Source organism: Cedecea sp. FDAARGOS_727, assembly GCF_012273235.1.
Lineage (GTDB): Bacteria > Pseudomonadota > Gammaproteobacteria > Enterobacterales > Enterobacteriaceae > Cedecea > Cedecea davisae.
The window spans coordinates 4,174,324-4,194,716 of sequence record NZ_CP050966.1 but is presented as its reverse complement, the minus strand read 5'-3'; the positions used below and the strand labels follow the sequence as shown (position 1 = coordinate 4,194,716).

Sequence of the window (20,393 nt, the reverse complement as noted above, 5' to 3'; positions counted from 1 at the left end):
ATGCTGGCGACTCTTTTTAACTACAAGCCGAGCGTTACGCTCATCAAAGACAGCGGCATTCAGTTCCTGGATTTTGGCCTGGCGCCGCAAACAAATGCCGCCCACGCCGGGCGCTTTGTGCGCCAGACGGCCAACGGCCCGCTGCTGCGCCTCGACTACGACGTAGTTCCTGGCAAATTTACCCTGCCCGGGGAGAACGGCTCCGCGCCTGAAGTGGTGAAACCCGAAAGCACCATTACGCTAGGTCACTCTCTGCGGATGATGGACAAAACCTGGCTGCCGCTGCCGTTCCTGCGCTTTAACCCGCCGCGTACCTTTGTGGGCGGCCCGGATAACTGGGCGCGCGTGCAGGTTCGTGTCCTCGATACGCCGGACTCTGCTGGCAACACGGTGCGTATCAGCATCGCGCTGGACAGCAAAATCTACGCCGACGATCATCCCGCGGCGCACCTCGCGCCGACCGAGAGCGACGTGCGCAACGGCACCCGTTTTGCGCTGGCATGGCACAACCACGAAATCAAAGATTTTCTCGACCAGACCTGGGTCGACGGCTGGCTGCGTGAAGCCTTTAGCCAGTTTGCCACACGCGTGGAAGAGCGCGCCGAACGCGACCTGAGCGCGGCAATGAAAGCGTTCGAATACCAGGCGCATTACCTGAATATTCTCGAGCTTATCGGCAATCAGCTTGCGGTACCGGAAGTGAAAATCGTCACCGCTACGCTGCAATCTCCGGCGATTGATGTGGATTTAGTGCTCGACGTCGGAAATACCCACACCTGCGGCGTACTGATTGAAGACCACGGCGAAGAGAACGACGGCCTGCGCCAGACAGCCGAACTGCAAATCCGCTCCCTTAGCGAACCGCAGTTGATCAACGACGCAATGTTTACCAGCCGCCTGGAGTTCAGCGAAGCCAAATTCGGCAAGCAGCATTTCTCCGTGGAGAGCGGCCGCGACGATGCGTTCGTCTGGCCTTCTATTGCCCGCGTGGGCGACGAAGCCCGCCGCATGGCCTGCGCCCGCCTGGGTACGGAAGGTGCCAGCGGCATCTCCAGCCCGCGCCGCTATCTGTGGGACGTTACGCCCGCAGGCCAGGACTGGCGCTTCAGCCAGATGGGCGTGAAAAGCCAGCGTGAGCCGCTCGCGACCGCCTTCCCGCTGATGAACCTGATGAACGACGACGGCCAGCCGCTTTACGCCCTGCCGATGGACGAGCGTCTGCCGGTATTTTCCCCGCAGTACAGCCGCAGTTCACTGATGACCCTGATGCTGTGCGAGTTGCTGTCTCAGGCGCTGATGCAGGTCAACAGCATCGGTTCGCGCCAGAGCATGGGCCACCCGACGTCGCCGCGTCAGCTGCGTAACCTCATTCTTACCCTGCCTTCGGCAATGCCGAAGCCCGAGCGCGAGCTGTTCCGCCAGCGCATGCAGGAGGCGGTAGGCCTGGTCTGGAAAGCAATGGACTGGCACCCGACGGACGAAGGCTTCACGCTTGAGCGTGATAAGAAAAAAAGCATTGTGCCGGTGCCGGAAGTGCAGATGGAGTGGGACGAAGCGACCTGCGGACAGCTGGTCTGGCTGTACAATGAGGCGCTGGTTAACTACGCCGGGCAAACCGGGCGCTTCTTTGAAAGCCTGGCCCGCCCCGACCGCGCGCTGAGGCCAGACGAACCAGCAGGCAAAACGTTGCGCGTCGCCTCTATCGATATCGGCGGCGGCACGACGGATATGGCCATCACCCAGTATCAGCTGGACGACGGCGTAGGCAGCAACGTGAAAATCGCCCCGCGTTTGTTGTTCCGCGAAGGGTTTAAGGTTGCCGGTGACGACATCCTGCTGGACGTTATCCAGCGCTGCGTACTGCCCGCATTACAGGCTCATATTCATAAAGCCGGCGTGGCCGATGCTCCGGGTTTGATGACGACGCTGTTCGGCGAGTCAGGACGCATGGATACCCGCGCCACCCTGCGCCAGCAAACCGCGCTCCAGCTGTTTATCCCGCTGGGCCATGCGGTGCTTTCGTTCTGGGAAGAGAGCGACCAGGAAGAACCGGATTCGGTGCTGGAAGCCACCTTTGGCGAGCTGCTGACGCAAATGCCAACCCGCAACGTCATCAATTACGTTCAGCAGGCGGTGCAGCATGAGCTCCCCGCCGACGCGCCGCAGTTCGACGTGATGAGCGTACCGTTACAGGCAGAAATTGCCGCGCTGCAGGATGCGCTGCTGGCGGGCCAGTTTACCCTCACCGCCCCTTTACAGGCGCTGTGCGAAGTGATCAATCATTATTGCTGCGACGTACTGCTGGTCACCGGCCGCCCTGGCTGCCTGCCGGGCGTGCAGGCGCTGCTGCGCCATTTGCAGCCGGTGCCGGTCAACCGTATCGTCTGGCTGGATAACTACCAGACCCACGAATGGTATCCATTCAGCCAGCAGGGGCGCATCGGCAACCCGAAATCTACCGCTGCGGTGGGCGCGATGTTGTGCAGCCTGGCGATGGATCTGCGCCTGCCCAGCTTTAACTTTAAGGCCGCCGATATTCAGGCCTACTCCACGGTGCGTTATCTCGGCATGCTGGACGGCAACGACCGCCTGCTGGAAGAAAACGTCTGGTATCGCGATATCGATCTTGATAGCCCGCAGGCGAGCCTGGACACCCGAGTTCACTTCCCGCTGCGCGGCAACGCCTGCCTCGGTTTTCGTCAGTTGGATAATGCGCGCTGGCCCGCCACGCCGCTGTATACCCTGGCTATCAACTCGCCGCAGCTGGCCAAGTCTATCGCCGGAGACGGCGTACTTAACGTCAGGCTGAAGCAAACCCGTGAGGCCGAGTCGTTCCATCTGGCGGAGGCGTGGCTTTCAGACGGCAGTAAAGTGCCGCTTGAACAACTGAGTTTTAAATTGAATACCCTCGCCGGCAGCTACAGCGGCGCGACGCATTACTGGATAGACAGCGGGAGCGTGTACCAAAAATGAAGCAGTCAACCACCTCGCTTAACCATCTGGTGAACTGGGTTCAGATGACCCGTACTTTTGCTCCGCTGCTGGACAGCGAAGCCGACAGCCTGCTGATAAAACTCCAGCAGCTTAGCGAACGAAATCGACGCATTACCTCGCTTGAAGACGCGCCGCTAACGCTCGGCATCTACGGCCACGCGCTGGACGGTAAAAATCATCTGTTGAATACTCTGCAAGGCAACCCGAATTGCCGCATTGATATTCAGCTTGGCGACAAACGCCTGGATTACCTGACGCACATTAATCCGGGCCATACTCCGGCTGCAATGGCGGTACGCTTTAGCTCACAACAGCCGCCGGAAGTGGATAATTACCCCCTGCTGCTGACACTGTATAGCGAAGTCGAGCTGGCTCAGCAGTTTATTAACCAATATCACGCAGCTCCGGCTCCGCGCCTTGCCACCTCCAGCGCGGTAACCCTGCGCTTAGCCGAACTTGAATCCCGCCGTCAGGCCACGCCGGTAGAGGGGCTAACGGCCGAACAGGTAGCCGATCTGCTGCGTGGCTACCACCGCTTGCAGCGTCGCCAGAATCACCTCGACGTTAACGTTTGTTATCAGATGGCACAGCTCGCCCCGCTGCTTACGGTGGAAGATCGTGCTTCGCTGTTTGCCCTGCTGTGGGGAGAGGATAGCGCCCTGACCGAGACCTGGCTGCGGCTGGCTCACGCGCTCCAGCATCTCGGCGGCGTGGAGCAGGTATTGGCTCCGGCAAGCCTGGTGGTGGACAGCTTCCTGCTGCCAGCCGAAGGTTTCCTGATCCCGGCAAGTCCGGATGATCCTCAGGAGCAGGCCGACGTAATGGTTTGCCCGCTCTCGGAACGACAGCCTGGCCCACATCTTAGCCTGCCGCAGAGCGATCTTGCCCTGCTGTGCGCCGAAGTTGTGTTTACCCTGAACCAGGAATCCGCACTGCAGCTGGTTGATTTGCTGGACATTCCCGGGCACCAGCTCACCTGGTACACCAACCGCCTTCAGCCCGATACGCTGCTGGTTTGCAACGCGGTAAGCGAGCGCGCTGAAGTTCAGGCGACCGGTAAAGCGCTGGCATGGTGGGTGGACAGCACCCAAAGCCCGGGGCACAGTTCGCTGCCGGGTCTGGTCTGGACAATCACGCCGTTCGACGCCCGTTTCACCAGCGGAGCCAGTCTCGATGATGGCGTACAAAGGCTGGTCGGCCACCCCGGCAAACGCTGGGGAACGCTACAGGCGCTGGACAGCCGAAATATGCACCGCCTGCTTGAATGGCTGACAGACGCTCTGAATCACGCCCGCCGCGAACAGCGCATTGCCGCTTTGCGTAACGAGCTGGACGCGCAAACCGTGGCCCTGTTCCAGCGCTTTAGCGAAGCCCATCAGGTCACGCAGCAGCAGGCTCGCCAGCAGGCAGAAGATCTTGTTCGCGCCCTGCAATCCCGAGCGACCCAGCACGGCAACCTGCTTGCCAGCCTGGTGCCTTCCCGCGATGCGCTCCAGCAGCGCTGGCTTCAGCACCAACAGCAGCATCAGCCGAAGCCGGAAGGTTTTGCCCTGGAGATAGACCTGTTTGCCGACACCGTTGAGAGCGAAGCGCCGGTGACCGATGGCATCAGTTATGCCCGCGCCGTGCACCAGCTCTGGGTTAATCACCTGCGACTGCTCGGTCATCGCCGCGAAGCCGCGCACCAGTTTGGCCTCGACGGCATTCAGCTTCAGGCGCTGTGTGAGGTGCTGATTGTCGCCAGCTACCGGCTGGATGTTCCTGCCATGCTGGAACGCAGCATGCAGAGCGGCGAGTCCGGCCTTGAGCTGGACATTTCCCGCGCCAGCACGGTGCTGGGTGACTTCATCGCCTGGCTGGGCTATGCCAGCGTTCCCGTTTCTGGCCGCCCGGCGAGCCGTGTAAACAAAGGCCAGGCGGTATTTGCGCCCCCAGCTCAGGCCGACATCAGCCGCCGCCTGACAAAGCTTGGCGAGCAGCCAACACGGGGCAACGCCAGCTATGTTTACGACTGGCTGGTTGCGCTCTACACCCGAGCGACAGAAAACATCGGCTACCAGAACCCGCAGGATATAAACGATAAGCAGCGCCAGACATTGCTGAAATTATTGGGGTAAATGAGGTTGTCCTGACCCTGGCGGACATTTCACCCAGGGTTGAGCCAAGTTCATATATGCAACGCTAAGAGGTTATCTTTTTTGGTTACAGGCGTTTATGCAAACCCGGAACAATGGCCACGCTTTTATCTCCGGCTCTCATTATCCCCCTCACCCCGGCCCTCTCCCCAAAGGGGCGAGGGGGCAAAAAATAGCTTTATCACCAGCGTTAAATCCCGCAGCGATGCCCTTTCCCCCTGACACGTTCACCGTTCGCAGAACGTGCAGAGGAAGCAGATTTACCGGTGAACGGAACATAGCCGTACTCACAAAGGTTATCTCTCCTGATTAGAGCTGTTTATGCCAACCCGGAGAGAATTCCGTTCACGCAATATCCCGCTGCTTATGAAGCTCCGGCACCCGTGAACGTCTCAGGGGAGTCACCGTCACTCCCCTGAGCACCCGGACTCCCGGCGAGATAAATCGCCGCAAGCGGTAAACCTCCGTTTTATCTCCCTGCCCTGGGTCGGCTGCGATGCGTTCCCGACGCTCACAGCCTCCGCCCGCTCCCGGCGTCCGGACCCTGGTCAGTCGGAGAGAAAACGGAGGCGATTTAAGCCGGAACAAGTGCCGCGCTTTAAGCCCGCAGCAATACTGAAAATAACAGTAGCTTCAGGTCCCACAACCACGCCCTTGCCCCCTGACACGTTCACCGTTCGCAGAGCGTGCAGGGAAAACAGATATACGGGTGAACGGAACATCACAATACTTGCAGAGCTTATCTCTTCTGGTTAGAGCCGTTTATGCAGCCAGGAATTCTGGCAGTTGGCAGCCAGCTGAATTTCCCGCTACAATCGCTTCACCTATAAACCAACTGAATATAAGGAGGATCCCCATGTTGTCTTGTGAGCGTTTTAATCGTTCGCATACTTTTGGCGATCGTCATTGCTCAAGCGTTATCGGTTCCGTGCTGCGATAACTTCGGCTTGAGCGAAGACATTCACTAAATCCCTTCCCTCGGGCTTACCGGGTTATCGTCAGCTTTATACGACGAGGCGTTTTTACGCCCTAACTCTTGAGTAAGTACCTATGAGCACTTTATTAACCGCCCAATCTCTGCACCTCGACACCGCTTTCGGTTCGCTGCTGGAGTCCATCACTTTTACCCTTAAAAAAGGCGACCGCATCGGCTTAATCGGCCATAACGGCTGCGGCAAAAGTACCCTGCTGAAACTGCTGGACGGCACCCTGCTGCCAAATAGCGGCTCGGTAACGCGGGCCAGCGCCTGCCTGATGGCAAGGGTTGAACAACATCTGCCGGAAAGTCTCAATGAGATGACTATGCTGGACGCCGTGCTGGCTCAAATTGAGACGGGTCTGCGCGAGAGTGAACGCTGGCGCGCGGAGGCTCTGCTGGCAAGCATGGGCTTTAACGAAGCCGACTGGCTGCTTACTTCGGGCACGCTGAGCGGCGGGCAGCATACGCGCCTGCTTCTGGCGCGCGCGTTGATTAGCGAACCGGACCTGCTGCTGCTGGATGAGCCGAGCAACCACCTCGACCTGCCTACGCTGCTATGGCTTGAGCAGTTCCTGCGTGGCTGGAACGGCAGCTTCGTGCTGGTTTCACACGACCGCAACCTGCTGGATAACGTCACCAACGGCAGCTGGATTTTGCGCGACCGCACGCTGCATTTCTTTGCTCTGCCCTGCTCTCAGGCGCGTGCCGCGCTGGATGAACGAGATAAAACCGATGCCCACCGCCGCCAGTCGGAGCAGAAGGAAATTGACCGTATCGCCGCCAGCGCCAAACGCCTTGCTATCTGGGGCAAGGTCTACGACAACGAAGATCTGTCGCGTAAAGCTAAGCAGATGGAAAAGCGCATCGACAAGCTCAAGGATGAGCAAACCGAGCTAAGCACCGGGACACAGTGGCAATTGAGGCTGAAAGGCGAAGCGCTACCGGCCGACCGCCTGCTGGAGCTGGAAGCGCTGGACGTACGCCCCGCGCCCGAGTGCGAGCCGCTGTTTAATCTCCCCTTACAGCGGATTAAAAGCAGCGACCGCGTGGCGATTATTGGCCGCAACGGCTGCGGGAAATCTTCGCTATTGCGCCTACTCTGGCAACAGTATCAGCAGCCGGAGCAGGAGGAAGGCATCCGCCTGCATCCTCGCGTTCATCTCGGTTATTATGACCAGACGCTGCACCAGCTAAAAGACGGCAATACGCTGCTCGAAGCGCTTGAGCCCTTTGCCGCGCTTAGCGAACAGAACCGGAAGATGGCGCTGATTAGCGCTGGCTTTCCGTGGCTGCGCCACCAGCAAACCGTCAGCACGCTAAGCGGCGGAGAGCGTTCACGGTTGCTGTTTGTAGGCCTGACGCTGGCGCGCTACTCGCTGCTGATGCTCGACGAGCCGACCAACCATCTGGATATGGAAGGTAAAGAAGCTCTGGCTGAAACGCTGCAAAGCTTTGAAGGTGGCGTGATGCTGGTGACTCACGACCGCGAGCTGATAGTCAGAGGCTGTAATCGCTTCTGGCTGGTGGATAACGGCGAGCTTAGCGAGTGGCACGACCTGGATGCGCTGTACGACCTGCTCACCGCCGAAGAAACCGGCCAACCGGTTTCCGAAGCTCGTCCTCCTCTCCGGGAGGACAGGCCAAAATCCTGGCACGAAAGCGATGAGCTACTGGAGCGGCTAATCGAGCTGGAGGAAAAGCTGGCTGAGGATATGGCGCGTAAGGAAAAGCACCAGAAACCGGCGCTGCAAAGTCAGTGGCGAAGTGAGATTGAAGTGTTAAATAAAAAATTAGCGATTTAACTAATAAGGCCACTGTAATGGTGGCCTTATTTTTCATGAAATACATCAGCGCCACTAATTCCCTAATATATTCTTTTCTTTTTTGCGCGGCTTACTTAACATTAATCACCCCGAGATAACCTTATGCTATTTATCGCCGACGGCAAGCCGTTATTTTAAATAGCTGATGTACTTATTGAATCGACTAAAAACGAAAGGATACGACTATGCAAATAGTAAATTTAACGCGAGCCTTGTTTTGCAATAGTGGGAAAGCAGCATACCGGTTAGTTTTAGGTAACCTGCGATTCAGCCGCTTCGCCACCTTTGTCATCTCGATAAAAAACGAAAATGCTCAATTTAAATTAGCTAACGCTAATCTAAGCAGCAAGGAAACGATTCATTTAAAAAACAAAGTAGCCACCTATAGCAGATACTTAGAAAACATAAACTTCCTTAACGCGATGAGAGGATAAACCCCAGGTTTTTCAACAACCTTCCCCTGGGTTCATATCAGTTTTATGTTGCCCGGGGGATGTTTTATTGGCCGATAACGTGAAAAACGTTACCTCTTGTCTTGCTGGCGGCATTCAGAGGGAAGAAATAGCGTGCCGCAGTGCGTGCAGACCAGAATTCTGCCTTTCTTTACCTTCGCCGAACTTTGCCGTGACCGGTGCCCGCACCATGGACAGGCCAGACTCACCGAGGGAGAGAAAAACGCTTTAATAAAGCTGATATATGACATCAGGCATATCTCGTGAAGGGGTCTGCAACCTTACGCCCGTTACCCGACAATAGCCCTTTATTTAGTTTTTATTTTCTACTTTTGCGTGGTGTCAGCCACATCAGTGAAATTTTTTGCCCGATGACCCAAAACGAAGCATTAGCGCTCCCGCTCTTAAGGAAAGAGAGGGAACGCTCCAAATAATTATTTCAGCGGCTCCGCCAACTTAATCACCCACAGCTCATTCTGTGATTCTGGCTTCTCCAGCGGCTTCAGCTCGATTTTAGCATCCACTTCTTTTCCGTCTTTCAGCAGGTGACCCTTGCCGTCAACCTGATAGTCATCGGCTTTATCCAGCACCGCCTGCAGGCCAAAATCGTTATCGTTGATAACCGCGATGGTCTGCTTATCAATCAGCGCCATTCCTTCGGCTTTCTCCTGCTGCCAGCCAAGCTTGCGCAGGTCGGCAACTTCTTTCTTGCTCGCCAGTTTGATACCGCGCGCTTTCAACTGCTCCGCGTCATCAAATTCAGGCGCTTTTTCTTTATCGAAGCTCGACAGGTCAGAAGCGTCTTTCAGGTCAACAACATAGACCAGGTTACGCATCTGTTTATTCTTGTCGCCACCCTGCTCAATCAGCAGCAGGCGATGATTGTCCAGCGCCACAATGTCACCGATTTTGGCATCTTTGGCCTTTTTGTAGACATCAACGTCTATCGGGTAGCCGTACATTTCAGTTTTGCCGGTCGCCGGATCAAGGCTGACCAGGCGAGTAAACTGTGCGCTGTTTTTGGTTTTACCGTCGATGTCGAGCGTGCTTTGCACCGCTGCGATAATACGTCCATCCGGCATACGGGTAATGCCTTCAAAACCGCGGTTCGGCTGGCGCCATTTGACGATGTTTGGCAGCCCGCCGGCCACGCCTTGCTCACCATGCTCCGCCTGCGGGCCGTATTTCTTCAGAATTTTGCCGTTAGCGTCGATATTTAGCACAAACGGGCCATATTCATCGCAGATCCAATATCCGCCTTTACCGTCCGGCGTGATGCCTTCGGTATCCAGCCCGCGCTTGTCGCTGCTGAGCTGTTTCAACGTGTCGCTGAGCGCGATTTCATTGGTCGCACCGATAAGACCTTCCGGCAGCGGCAGGCCGCTAATTGGCCCCTGGTCATCATGCAGTGGTTTGGCATCCACGGCTTCGGCTTTGCCATTCCCGACACGAATGGTCATCAGCAGCGGGGTAAATTTGGGATTAGCAAAAATCTTTGACTCTTTTTTACCCGCCTTCGGCGAGTCAGCATTTGGCCCGCGATCGGTTACCGTAGCGAACACCAGATCATCGCCCTGCTTGCCGATAAATGTCAGGCCTGAACCCACGCCCACCGGCAACCCATGCGGGAAGTTAGCGGCGTATTCGCCTTTGTATTCCACGCTATCACCTTGCGGGAACGTGACAACGTAACGGTCAGTCTGCGCATCAGCAGCGTGACCGGCCAGAGGTAAAACGGTACTGCAAAGCAAGGCAAGTGTTTTTAATTTCATGGTTTTTATACACATCAGTGGTTGAAGTACCGGAGTTATAAAATAGACAGATGACAGTAAGATTACACTTTGTGCGCTTAACTCGCGCGACGGTAAATATCCGGCTCCCTCTGCCGATAACCCTACAGCCAGCAATGACGAAGAGCGTTCGCCGCTGGCAGGGAAAGAATATTTTATCGATGTAAGGATTAATTATGTCAGTCAGGCGTTTTTCGATTTTAGTTTTCAGTACGTTACTGCTTATTTTTCTCGCCAGCACCGCCACCAATATCTGGTCTCTCACCCGCAGCAACCACGCCCTAAATGACGTAAATAGCGAAATTCGCGTTGTGTTATCGGTTATCGACCCGATCAACCATAGCCGCACCATGCGCGTACGCGCGATGCAGGCAGTCCAGGAGATGGATCTGGGTAACGCGGCACAGGCAACAAAGAGCCTTGAAGGCGCAAGCGAAGCGTTGGGCAAAGCTGATGCCAGCTTCCAGGGCTATATCAACGCCGCTAAACAGCCCGGAGAGCAGATGCTTGCCGATGACTACAAAGCAGCTTATCTCGCCTATCGTGACCGGGGCCTGCACCCCCTGCTGGATGCGGCAAAAGCCAATGATAAAACGCGATCTACCGAACTGGTAACGGCGACAATTCCAATGCTCGATCGCCAATTTGAGATAACGCTGGATAAATTGCTTGCCTTCCGGGAACAGCATGCCCGCCAGCTAAATGAGAACGCGCAAAGCGGGTTCCACTCAAGCCTGGTCACCCTCGCCCTGTTTGCAGCACTGTTTATCGCTATTCTGGCCGCTATCTTTATTCTGCTTAAAGTCCGCGTGCTTAAAGAACTGGATACCGCCAAAGCCCACTGCACTGAAATTGCTAACGGCCTGCTGCATCGCTCGATTGAGATCAAGTCTAAAGATGAAATTGGTGAAATGATGCATAGCCTCGAGCAGATGCGTCTTTCCCTCACCGAAATCATCGGCCAGGTGCGCGAGTCCAGCCATACCGTGGCTCACGCCTCCGAAGAGATAGCCGCGGGCAATACCGACTTATCCGCCAGAACCGAAGAGCAAGCCGCCTCACTTGGCGAAACTGCCGCCAGTATGGAACAGCTTACGGTGACGGTAAAACGCACCTCAGAAAGCTCGCACCAGGCGAATACGCTGGCTAACGGCATGCTGGCCGCCGCCAACGACGGGCAGCAGATTGTCAATCAGGTTATTGATTCTATGCGTAATATCGAAACCAGCTCCGGCAAAATCGACAGCATTATTTCAATTATCGAGGATATTGCCTTCCAGACGAATATTCTGGCTCTTAACGCAGCGGTTGAAGCCGCCCGCGCAGGAGAGCAAGGCCGTGGCTTCGCGGTAGTTGCGTCCGAGGTGCGTAACCTGGCACAACGTTCCTCCGTCGCCGCGAAAGAGATAAAAGATTTGATTGAGCTTTCCGGGCAGCAGGTGACCAACGGCAGCGAGCTGGTGAACCGCGCCGGCCAGAGTATGCAACGCATCTCCTCTTCTATTAATCAGGTCACGACTCTGATGGCAGAAATTGCTGTGTCCACCGGCGAGCAGAGCCGGGGCATCGAACAAATTAACCAGGCCGTGCTGCAAATGGACGTGGTAACCCAGCAGAACGCCGCTCTTGTAGAGCAGGCTTCCGCCGCCGCGATGTCGTTAAAAGAGCAGTCGCAGATGCTCAATGAATCAGTATCGGTATTTAAACTGGCCTAATGTGGCTAACAACGTGCCGCCTCGTTTCTCGGCGCGGTGGCGCTTTGTTAATGTTCTGTAGTGATAAATGTTGATCTGGGTCACGGTCTGCCGTTAAATACAGGCTCTTGTTACTATTCTGTTACTCATCATGATCGTTCGTCCACATCAACATTGGCTGGCCCGGCTGTTCGTCTGGCATGGCTCGGTACTGGAAAAAATCTACTCCCGCCTGCTGCTGAACCTCGCGCTTTCAATCAGCGTGATTTTCTTTCTGCCGTGGTATGAAACGCTTGGCATCAAGCTGACCATTGCGCCATTCAGCATTCTCGGCGTTGCCATTGCTATCTTCCTGGGCTTTCGCAATAGCGCCTGCTACGCCCGTTTTAACGAAGCGAGACTGCTTTGGGGCCAGCTGGCAATCACCTCCCGCTCGCTGCTGCGCGAGGTGAAAACGCTGTCCGGTGAGCAACCAGAGGCGGTACAGCAGTTCGTCAATTTGCAGGTTGCCTTTTGCAACAGCCTGCGCATGACGCTGCGTAAAAAGCCGCAGCACGAAACGTTGAGCCGCTTTCTTACACCGCAGGATTTAGCCTGGGTGAGCGAGAGCCACGCGCCCTGCAACCGTATTTTAATGTTGATGGGCAGTTGGCTGAACGACTGGCGTAAGCGCGGTGTTATCTCGGACGTGCTGTGGCGCAGCCTTGATAATCATCTCAACGAGCTGTCTGCGGTTTCTGGCGGCTGCGAGCGCATTATCTCCACTCCTATGCCGTTTGCCTATAGCCTTATCCAGCACCGCACGGTCTATATTTTCTGCATTATGCTGCCGTTTGCCCTGGTGACCGACCTGCATTACATGACGCCGTTTGTCTCGGTCTTTGTTTCCTACACCTTTATCTCGCTGGACTCGCTGGCGGAAGAGCTGGAGGATCCGTTTGGCACCGAGGATAACGATCTGCCGCTGGATGCCATTTGCGTAGCCATCGAGCGTGATTTGCGGGATATGAATGACGAGGCGGAGAAACCGGAAGCCCTGAAGCCTAACCGGCATTATCGGCTGAACTAATCAGCTGCGCGGGCCTGAAATATCCTCTCCCGGAGTGGGAGAGGAAAACGCTAAAACACCACGCCAAACAATTTCCCAAGCCTGCGCTTGCCGGTGTCGGAAATATGCAGTTCGCGGCTGACTAAATTGCGATTTACCCACCCTTTTTGCTCGCAGGTGTGCAGAAGCGCTTTTCCCAACTGGCCGCCAAGATGCTCGCGCCTCTCGCTCCAGTCGAGGCAGCCGCAGGCCTGGCGCCGCCGCGACGAGCCGATATCTATATTTACCCCAAGCCCAAGCAGTTGCTCACGCCCATGATTCGTTAACTCGTAGCCCTCACCCTCCAGCCAGTTAAGCTGAAACAGCGAGTCGTGAATGGCTACCGCAACTTCTCCGGCCATGTGGTCGTAGCAGGTTCGGGCGTAGCGTAAATTGTCGGGGGTTTTGCTGCGCAAATATGCTCTATCCATTCCCGCAAGCCCCATCAGGCCCTCAAGCGCCCCGGCTATTTGGCTGCTGTAAAGCCGGTAGTAGCGGTGCCGCCCCTGCTGCACGCAGGCAATTAGCGACTGTTCCATCAGCTTTGCCAGATGGCTGCTAGCGGTAGAAGGCGCCACATTTGCCATCACGCTCAGCTCGGTAGCCGTCCAGGCGCGGCCGTCCATCAGCGCGCACAGCATGCTGGCACGGGTTTTATCGGCAATCGCGGAGGCGACGGCGGCGAGGCGGGTTTCGAGAAAATTGGTTTCCATATTTCGATGCTCAGCGAAGCGTCCGGTCCGGCGATGATTTAGGGTTAATGCGACACAACAACAAGGAGCAACCTGATGATCGCCGTGATTTTTGAAGTTCTGCCAGCAAAGAATAACTATAACCGCTATCTTGACCTGGCGGCAGAGCTTAAACCGCTGCTGGCGGAAATAGACGGGTTTATTTCAATCGAACGTTTTCAGAGCCTTAGCGAACCGCAGAAAATTCTTTCGCTCTCGTTCTGGCGTGATGAAGCCGCCGTGTTGCAGTGGCGCAATCAGGAGATGCACCGGGGCGTACAAAGCCAGGGGCGCAATTCCGTGTTTGAAAATTACCGTCTGCGGGTGGCTCACGTCGTACGTGATTACGGCATGTTTGACCGGGAGCAGGCCCCTCAGGACAGCCGCAGCGCCCACGAAGGAAATCCCCATGAATGAATTGACGCTAACGCTGGCAATTGCGGCAACCTTCGTGCTGGCGGGCACGGTCAAGGGCGTAACCGGAATGGGGCTGCCGACGGTTGCAATGGGCATTCTTGGTTCGCTTATTTCTCCGCTAGCAGCAGCAGGCATGCTGCTGCTACCCTCCTTCCTGACCAATTTGTTCCAGCTTTATGAAGGCGGCAATCTGCCTGCTTTGCTGAAGCGCCTGTGGCCGATGATGTTGACCATTGTGCTCGGCACGCTGGCCAGCAGCAGCCTGCTAGCCTCCGGGAGTAGCCACGCCACGACTATTGCCCTGGGCACAGCGCTGATTATCTATGCGCTGTGGACGCTATTTGCCAGTCCCCTGCACATTCCCCCACGCCATGAACCCTGGCTTTCGCCGCTGATAGGCCTGCTAACCGGCCTTTTGACCGGCGGAACCGGCGTGTTTGTTATCCCCGCCGTGCCTTATATCCAGTCGCTGGGTTTACAGCGCGATGAGCTGGTTCAGGCTCTCGGGCTATCGTTCACCTTCTCCACTCTCGCGCTGGCCGCCGGGCTTTGGTGGCACGGAGCTCTGCAAGATATTGCCCTGGGCACTTCGCTAATGGCGGTACTCGCCGCGCTTATCGGGCTGTTTGCCGGGCAGCGTATTCGCAAGCGCATCAGCCCGGTTGCGTTTAAGCGCGGCTTTCTGGTCTGCCTGATACTGCTTGGCGCGGATATGGTGCTACGCGCGCTGCTCTAGGCAAAGGCCAGTTTTTCATCTTCCCACCCGGTGATACCGCCCGGCATCACTTTTACCGGCCTGCCGAGGCGGGCCAGTTTGAGCGCGGCCTGGTCGGCTCCGTTGCAGTGCGGTCCGGCACAATAAACAACGAACAGCGTATCCAGCGGCCATTCAGCCATGCGATCCGCGGTAATAAAACGATGGGGTAAATGAATTGCGCCGGGAATATGGCGGTGGGAAAAAGTTTGTTCCGTTCCAACCACATGCAGAATAACGAAGTCTGTTTCGCCGCTCTGGATAGCGGCATTCACATCCGCACAGTCGGTTTCCAGAGACAATTTGTGCAGGTAATGCGCGGCGGCAATATCAGGTGCAGCGGCCGGGTAATCGGTAACATAGCTCATCATAGTCCTCCTTTTAGAATAAGCTTTGATTGTGCCGGACAGGCCCCCTCTTGACAGCTGGCATAAATGACCATTAGCGTAAAGATTATGACAAAATTAATCGCTGCCGCTAAAAACCCGCTGGTCGTCGCAATCGCCTACGACGGGCTTTGCACTTTCGAATTCGGCGTTGCCGTCGAGATCTTTGGCCTGCCGCGCCCGGAAATGGGCGAAAATTGGTATCGCTTTGCCGTTGCGGGGGTTGAACCCGGCGAACTCCGGGCAATGGGAGGCATAAGGCTGACGGTGGACGGAGGGCCCGAGCTGCTCGATACGGCCAGCCTGATAATCGTTCCCGGCTGGAGAGGCGTTGACCAGCCTGTGCCGGAAGCGCTTATCCGGGCATTGCAGGCTGCTCACCGGCGCGGAGCGCGCATCATGTCTATTTGCTCCGGCGTGTTTGTCCTGGCGGCTGCCGGGCTGCTCAACGGCAAACGGGCAACCACCCACTGGCGCTACACCTCAGCTTTGCAGACTCGCTTCCCGGAAATTGAAGTTGTGCCGGACGTGCTCTACCTGGATAACGGCGATGTGCTGACCTCGGCAGGTAGCGCGGCAGGAATAGATTTGTGCCTTTATCTGGTGCGCCAGGATTTTGGCTCTGCCGCGGCCAATAGCGTCGCACGGCGCCTGGTCGTTCAGCCCCACCGTGCCGGAGGCCAGGCTCAGTTTATTGAGCAGGCGGTGCCCGTTGAGTATGAAGGCGAACGCTTTGCTCCGCTGTTTGACCATCTCCAGCGTCATTTGGCTGATAATCATTCCGTGGCGAGCATGGCGGCCTTTGTCGGTATGAGCTCACGAACTTTTTTACGCAGGTTTGAGGCCGCAACCGGTATGACTCCGGCGCGCTGGCTGCTGCAAACCCGGCTCAAACGCAGTCGCGAACTGCTGGAGAACAGCCAGATGCAGGTGGAGCAGATAGCCGAACTGGCCGGTTTTGGTTGCGCTGCGACCCTGCGGCATCATTTCCGGAAACATTTAGGCACATCTCCCGGCGCTTATAGAAATACATTTACTTCTCAAAACGAATAATTTACCACCGGTTAGGCATTGTTTAAGTTGTGTACGCTATGATGGCTCCACTCATCTGAGTAAACCCTTTTTTATCACGCGAGGTATTTCTATAGAAATGCAGTAATCTGGAGGATTAATTATGTTAGGGAACATGAACGTATTTATGGCAGTACTCGGAATAATATTGTTTTCCGGTTTCCTTGCCGCCTGGTTTAGCCACAAATGGGATGACTAATGAACGGTGACCTTCCCCCACCTACGACGCCTCTCGCGAAATAATATTTCCGGGAGGCGTTTTCTTTTGTACTGCACCAGAAATAAAAAACCGCCAGCAGGCTGACGGTTTGTGAATGAATCGGTCAACTATTACAGCGCTGTTTTACCATATTCAGGTGAGCGAGGCCCGTACAGCAGGCCGTTGCCCCCACCCGCTGACAGCAAACGCGCGCTGGTCACGCCCGCAACATCATGCGATTTATCGGTAGCCGTATTGGCAATCTGCGTCACAGCTGCGGTGATTAAGATACCTAACAGGCTGTTATTGCCGCTGTTATTGTTACCTTCGTCGGACGACGCGGTAGCGCTCTTTTTCCACAGCTCTTTACCGGAACGTAAATCAACCAGGCGAGCGTCAGCCGTTACTCGAGTGCTGCTATTAATAACCTGGTATGACGTCCCATAGTCCGTCACGTTAAGATATAAAACCGCATCTGCGCCAAAAATATCGTGCAGCTTCTTAACAGGGATAGCGTTAATGTCATTCGCATTGCTCACCCCATTTTGCTTAAAGGTTTCTTCAACCACCGCGACCGGGAAAACGTAATAGCCAGACTCTGCCAGTGGCATTGTCACTTCACTCAGGAAGCTATGCCCGGCATTGATCTCCGGGGAGGAATTTTTCGGCGTCAACACCAGGATGCTGCGTGGTTTGCTCTGTTTAAAAGCTGAATAGTCCGTTTTAGGCGCGTTAGAATTCTGGGCACAACCGCTTAAGACCAGAGCAGAGGCTATGGCAAATAGAGCTAATAATGATTTCATTTCAGGGCACTCTTATTTTTGCTGGTGAGAAAATCGATATAAGTAGCAGATTCAGGGAATGCCCTTTTCTCACTATTAAATTCAGTCATCGCCAGATCCATTTTCCCCGTATTGCTATAAAGCATGCCAAGGTGAGCATGTACGCCAGGAGGAACAGGTTTTGAGCTGGCTTTCGCTTTTTCAATCAGCTGCTGCAGAGCAGCAATTTGCTCCTGCGGGTTCGCATCCTGCGAGTAATATTTGTATACCGTGTCCTGATAATTATCCCATTTATAGATTTGAGTGGGTGCCTTAGCGGCGCAACCTGCCAATAATAATGCAAAAGTAACAAGTGTAACTTTATATAAACCAGTCATTATAAATTCCGTTTAGTTTGTTTTTGCCGGGTTCCAGGCGCCGGAATCGATACCAGCAACAAGATTGTTCACCGCTTCACGAATAGCCAGATCCAGCACTTTGCCGTTTAGCGTGGAGTCATAGCTGGCGGTGCCGCCGAAGCCAATAATTTCGCGGCTGGAAAGCGCGTACTCACCGGCCCCCTGAGACGAAAAGACCACTTCAGAAGTTTTTACATTAACGACATTGAGAGCAACTTTGGCATAGGCTATTTGCGATTTACCGCGCCCCAGAATACCGAACAGTGCGCGATCACCGGTTTCTTTACGGCCAAATTCCGTGACGTCACCGGTAATAACATAGGTGGCGCCCTTCAACTGCTGGCTTTTGCCATTAATATCGGCTTCTGCTTTAATTTCCTGCATATTTGAGCGGTCGAGAACGTTGAAACGCCCGGTTTGCTGCAAATCGGTCTGTAAAATAGTCTTAGACTGGTTACCTAATCTGTCTACACCATCCGAAAAAATACCGTTCATGTAATCAGAGCGGTTGTCGAATTTACCAATGGAGATCGGACTGCGAGGGCCCTGCCACGGCGTGTTGTAGCTAGCTACTTTAGCCACTTCGAGCGTACGGGAACTTTCCTGTGCACAGCCGCTGAGCACCAGCGTAGCAACGCACAACGCGCCGAAAGATATTTTTTTATACATTACGTCTTCATTTCCTTGTCAAATGAACGATAAGCCTCTGCAAATCGTGAATAACCCTGAGGATATCGGCAGTGCGACATTCTTCTTTACGGCAATCGCCCCTCCTAAATTTGGTAGATATCGGCACCTTACGGAGGATTTGCTAACAAAAAAATACAGTGCGTAATGAGCAAATCAGGAAAATTCGTTGTCTTCGTTAAACGATTAAACAAAAGCGGACTGGATTTCACTCTGGAGAATTTATGCGCAAGTCGACGAAAGTGGCAGTATTGACAGCTGTATGGCTGGCGGGCGCGTTGCCCTCTTTGGCCTTTGCCTACTCGGGGGATAAACAGCTTAAAGCAACGGCGCCGGGCACGTCCGCGCAATCCTACGAACTTAAAGAATTCTCCTCAGATTTCAAAATGTATAAGATTGGCGATATCGCACCGGAAATCTACCGTAGCGAGCCTTACAACATCAAAAGCTGGCAGCTGCGCCACCTTCCCGCTCCGCAGGCCGGAAGCCACTGGACCTATATGGGCGGCAATTACGTGTTGATTACCGATGCCGAAGGGAAAATACTTCAGGCAATGGCCGGGGATATATTCTACCAGCACTAAGGATTACCCAACCCTAAGGCCGGATATCCTCAGTGTGACTATGGTTTATTTCAATAAATTTCGCAGGGGATCGATATCAGAATATTGATTGTCGATCTCCAGTTGCCCGGCAATATCCAATACCTGTCTGTATTCCTCCGGGCTAATGCGCACCTGATAATTTGCGATATGTCCGCATAGCGTTTCAAACGCCAGTACGTTTTCAGAAAAGTCGATATATTCCAGCGCAAAGTCGATAAGCGACGAATCGAGCCGGTTTTTAAGAGCCTCACCAAAGGTTTTAATTTTTTCGTTGATATCCATGTTGACCACGTAAAGTTAATTGTTATTTGCGTGCCATCATTGCGTAAGAGGATCGGCATCCTGCCGAAATACATCCTTTGGGATATCGGATTACGAGGGAATTTCTTGAGGGGAATTATCAGCTGTATTTTTAAATAACGATCGTTCTCTAACTTTCAGCCAGCCATTTGGCATAATGCTGCGGCCATTTTACGGTTGGCGTTCCGGGCTTACCCATTCCGAACCCGTGACCACCGCTGCTGTAGCGGTGCATTTCTACCGGCACATGCCGCTGCTCGCAGGCTGCCGCCATGATTAGCGTGTTCTGAGGATTGGACACCGGGTCGTCCTCCGCCTGAACCAGGAAGATCGGCGGAGAATGCGGCGTAACATAGTTTTGCACCGACCATTCAGCATTCTGCGCCGCTGGTGCATCTTTGCCCACCAGAATTTTATGGGTTGAGGTATGGCTATAGGGCTCTTCCAGGGTAATTATCGGATAAATCAGCGCCGCGCGGTCTGCAAACGCCGCCGTGTCGTCCAGCTTGTCCTGGCGTGGATACGAACGATAATCCTGCCGTGCAGCGGCCAGGCCAAGCAAATGGCCACCGGCTGAAAACCCCAGCACGCTGACGTGTTTTTCGCGCTGGCGAATCACTCTTAATGCCCGCTGGGCATCCTGGAGCGCCACAAGATTGCCATCGGCCCAGCCTTCCCCCGGCAGCCGGTAGCTGAGTACATAGGCGGTATACCCTCGCTCCGCCAACCATTCGGCGGCGGGCCAGGCTTCTGAGCCCATTTCAATCCGCTTATAGCCTCCACCGGCCGCGACCAGCACCGCATGGCCGTTTGATGAAGCGGGTTCAATAACGGTAAGGACAGGGATCGCAACATTGCTTTGTGCACCGCGTGCGGAGGTTTGAATACTCCCCGAAGGCCCACCTCCGCCGGGAGGCGAGCCGTTCCACAGCGGAATAACCGAGCGTTTAATGCCTGATGAAGCAAAGGATACGCCAGCCTTTGCGGCTAACAGGCTGGCGGTAATACAGGTAATAAAATGACGACGATCCATATTAAGCTCCTGGCAACACAGGCTTTGTAATATGCCAAAACAGTGTTGCTAAACTAGCAGGATAAACGTTAATAAG

Annotated in this window: 20 protein-coding genes; 11 read left to right on the top strand and 9 right to left on the bottom strand. The window is 54.9% G+C overall.

From position 1 onward, the window contains the following. The 4 genes from FOC35_RS19680 (at position 1) to FOC35_RS19665 (ending at position 8,365) form a co-directional block, all read left to right on the top strand. On the top strand, positions 1–2,973 hold the full coding sequence (locus FOC35_RS19680) for a virulence factor SrfB (RefSeq protein ID WP_172569898.1): 2,973 nt from the start codon (positions 1–3) through the stop codon (positions 2,971–2,973). Then, positions 2,970–5,111 carry a virulence factor SrfC family protein gene (locus FOC35_RS19675; RefSeq protein WP_172569897.1) on the top strand — a complete coding sequence of 714 codons (2,142 nt, stop codon included), beginning with the start codon at positions 2,970–2,972 and terminating at the stop codon, positions 5,109–5,111. Before FOC35_RS19680 ends, FOC35_RS19675 begins: the two co-directional genes overlap by 4 nt. A gap of 1,068 nt (positions 5,112–6,179) precedes the next feature. After that, the gene (locus FOC35_RS19670; protein WP_172569896.1) at positions 6,180–7,910 is read left to right on the top strand and encodes an ABC-F family ATP-binding cassette domain-containing protein; all 1,731 of its coding nucleotides are present in this window, start codon (positions 6,180–6,182) and stop codon (positions 7,908–7,910) included. Positions 7,911–8,116: 206 nt separating this feature from the next. Beyond that, on the top strand, positions 8,117–8,365 hold the full coding sequence (locus FOC35_RS19665; protein WP_172569895.1) for a hypothetical protein: 249 nt from the start codon (positions 8,117–8,119) through the stop codon (positions 8,363–8,365). An 89-nt stretch (positions 8,366–8,454) separates the two neighbouring features. Here the strand turns inward: FOC35_RS19665 and FOC35_RS22700 are convergent, their stop codons facing one another. Beyond that, positions 8,455–8,634 carry a YnfU family zinc-binding protein gene (locus FOC35_RS22700; RefSeq protein WP_115586240.1) on the bottom strand — a complete coding sequence of 60 codons (180 nt, stop codon included), beginning with the start codon at positions 8,632–8,634 and terminating at the stop codon, positions 8,455–8,457. Between the two features lie 183 nt (positions 8,635–8,817). Then, a complete protein-coding gene (locus FOC35_RS19660) occupies positions 8,818–10,155 on the bottom strand; it encodes an esterase-like activity of phytase family protein (RefSeq protein WP_172569894.1) in 1,338 nt (445 codons plus the stop codon). Positions 10,156–10,349: 194 nt separating this feature from the next. Here FOC35_RS19660 and FOC35_RS19655 point away from each other — a divergent pair, with 194 nt between their 5' ends. Together FOC35_RS19655 and FOC35_RS19650 are read left to right on the top strand one after the other, a co-directional pair. Further along, a complete protein-coding gene (locus FOC35_RS19655) occupies positions 10,350–11,888 on the top strand; it encodes a methyl-accepting chemotaxis protein (protein ID WP_172569893.1) in 1,539 nt (512 codons plus the stop codon). 130 nt (positions 11,889–12,018) lie between these two features. Beyond that, on the top strand, positions 12,019–12,936 hold the full coding sequence (locus tag FOC35_RS19650) for a bestrophin family protein (protein WP_172569892.1): 918 nt from the start codon (positions 12,019–12,021) through the stop codon (positions 12,934–12,936). A 50-nt stretch (positions 12,937–12,986) separates the two neighbouring features. Here the strand turns inward: FOC35_RS19650 and FOC35_RS19645 are convergent, their stop codons facing one another. Beyond that, positions 12,987–13,667 carry a helix-turn-helix transcriptional regulator gene (locus tag FOC35_RS19645; protein ID WP_172569891.1) on the bottom strand — a complete coding sequence of 227 codons (681 nt, stop codon included), beginning with the start codon at positions 13,665–13,667 and terminating at the stop codon, positions 12,987–12,989. Positions 13,668–13,742: 75 nt separating this feature from the next. On the opposite strand from FOC35_RS19645, the gene FOC35_RS19640 reads away from it, so the two are divergent. Both FOC35_RS19640 and FOC35_RS19635 read left to right on the top strand, forming a co-directional pair. Next, the gene (locus tag FOC35_RS19640) at positions 13,743–14,102 is read left to right on the top strand and encodes an antibiotic biosynthesis monooxygenase (RefSeq protein ID WP_016536560.1); all 360 of its coding nucleotides are present in this window, start codon (positions 13,743–13,745) and stop codon (positions 14,100–14,102) included. Then, entirely contained in the window at positions 14,095–14,838 is a 744-nt protein-coding gene (locus FOC35_RS19635; RefSeq protein WP_172569890.1) for a sulfite exporter TauE/SafE family protein, read from the top strand. Before FOC35_RS19640 ends, FOC35_RS19635 begins: the two co-directional genes overlap by 8 nt. On the opposite strand, the gene FOC35_RS19630 is transcribed toward FOC35_RS19635, so the two are convergent. Continuing rightward, positions 14,835–15,224, bottom strand: coding sequence for a rhodanese-like domain-containing protein (locus FOC35_RS19630; protein ID WP_172570409.1), 390 nt, complete (start codon positions 15,222–15,224; stop codon positions 14,835–14,837). The two genes, FOC35_RS19635 and FOC35_RS19630, sit on opposite strands and share 4 nt — an antisense overlap. A 66-nt stretch (positions 15,225–15,290) precedes the next feature. On the opposite strand from FOC35_RS19630, the gene ftrA reads away from it, so the two are divergent. Both ftrA and mgtS read left to right on the top strand, forming a co-directional pair. Then, a complete protein-coding gene (gene ftrA, locus FOC35_RS19625; protein ID WP_172569889.1) occupies positions 15,291–16,295 on the top strand; it encodes a transcriptional regulator FtrA in 1,005 nt (334 codons plus the stop codon). A 121-nt stretch (positions 16,296–16,416) separates the two neighbouring features. Then, positions 16,417–16,512, top strand: a complete 96-nt coding sequence (mgtS, locus tag FOC35_RS19620) for a protein MgtS (RefSeq protein WP_039898262.1) — start codon at positions 16,417–16,419, stop codon at positions 16,510–16,512. A gap of 131 nt (positions 16,513–16,643) precedes the next feature. Here mgtS and FOC35_RS19615 read toward each other — a convergent pair whose 3' ends face one another. Genes FOC35_RS19615 through FOC35_RS19605 form a run of 3 tightly spaced genes read right to left on the bottom strand, consistent with a single transcriptional unit; the run spans position 16,644 to position 18,361 of the window. Continuing rightward, positions 16,644–17,315, bottom strand: coding sequence for a DUF799 domain-containing protein (locus FOC35_RS19615; RefSeq protein ID WP_172569888.1), 672 nt, complete (start codon positions 17,313–17,315; stop codon positions 16,644–16,646). Further along, entirely contained in the window at positions 17,312–17,671 is a 360-nt protein-coding gene (locus tag FOC35_RS19610) for a DUF4810 domain-containing protein (RefSeq protein ID WP_016536566.1), read from the bottom strand. The genes FOC35_RS19615 and FOC35_RS19610 overlap by 4 nt, the downstream gene beginning before the upstream one ends. 12 nt (positions 17,672–17,683) lie before the next feature. Then, a complete protein-coding gene (locus FOC35_RS19605; protein WP_172569887.1) occupies positions 17,684–18,361 on the bottom strand; it encodes a CsgG/HfaB family protein in 678 nt (225 codons plus the stop codon). Positions 18,362–18,603: 242 nt separating this feature from the next. Here FOC35_RS19605 and FOC35_RS19600 point away from each other — a divergent pair, with 242 nt between their 5' ends. Continuing rightward, positions 18,604–18,963: an RcnB family protein gene (locus FOC35_RS19600; RefSeq protein ID WP_016536569.1), complete on the top strand. Its 360-nt coding sequence runs from the start codon at positions 18,604–18,606 to the stop codon at positions 18,961–18,963. A gap of 45 nt (positions 18,964–19,008) precedes the next feature. Here FOC35_RS19600 and FOC35_RS19595 read toward each other — a convergent pair whose 3' ends face one another. Further along, entirely contained in the window at positions 19,009–19,266 is a 258-nt protein-coding gene (locus tag FOC35_RS19595) for a MafI family immunity protein (protein WP_016536570.1), read from the bottom strand. A gap of 148 nt (positions 19,267–19,414) precedes the next feature. After that, complete coding sequence (locus FOC35_RS19590; protein WP_172569886.1) at positions 19,415–20,317, bottom strand: alpha/beta hydrolase; 903 nt, start codon at positions 20,315–20,317, stop codon at positions 19,415–19,417. Positions 20,318–20,393 lie beyond the last annotated feature (76 nt).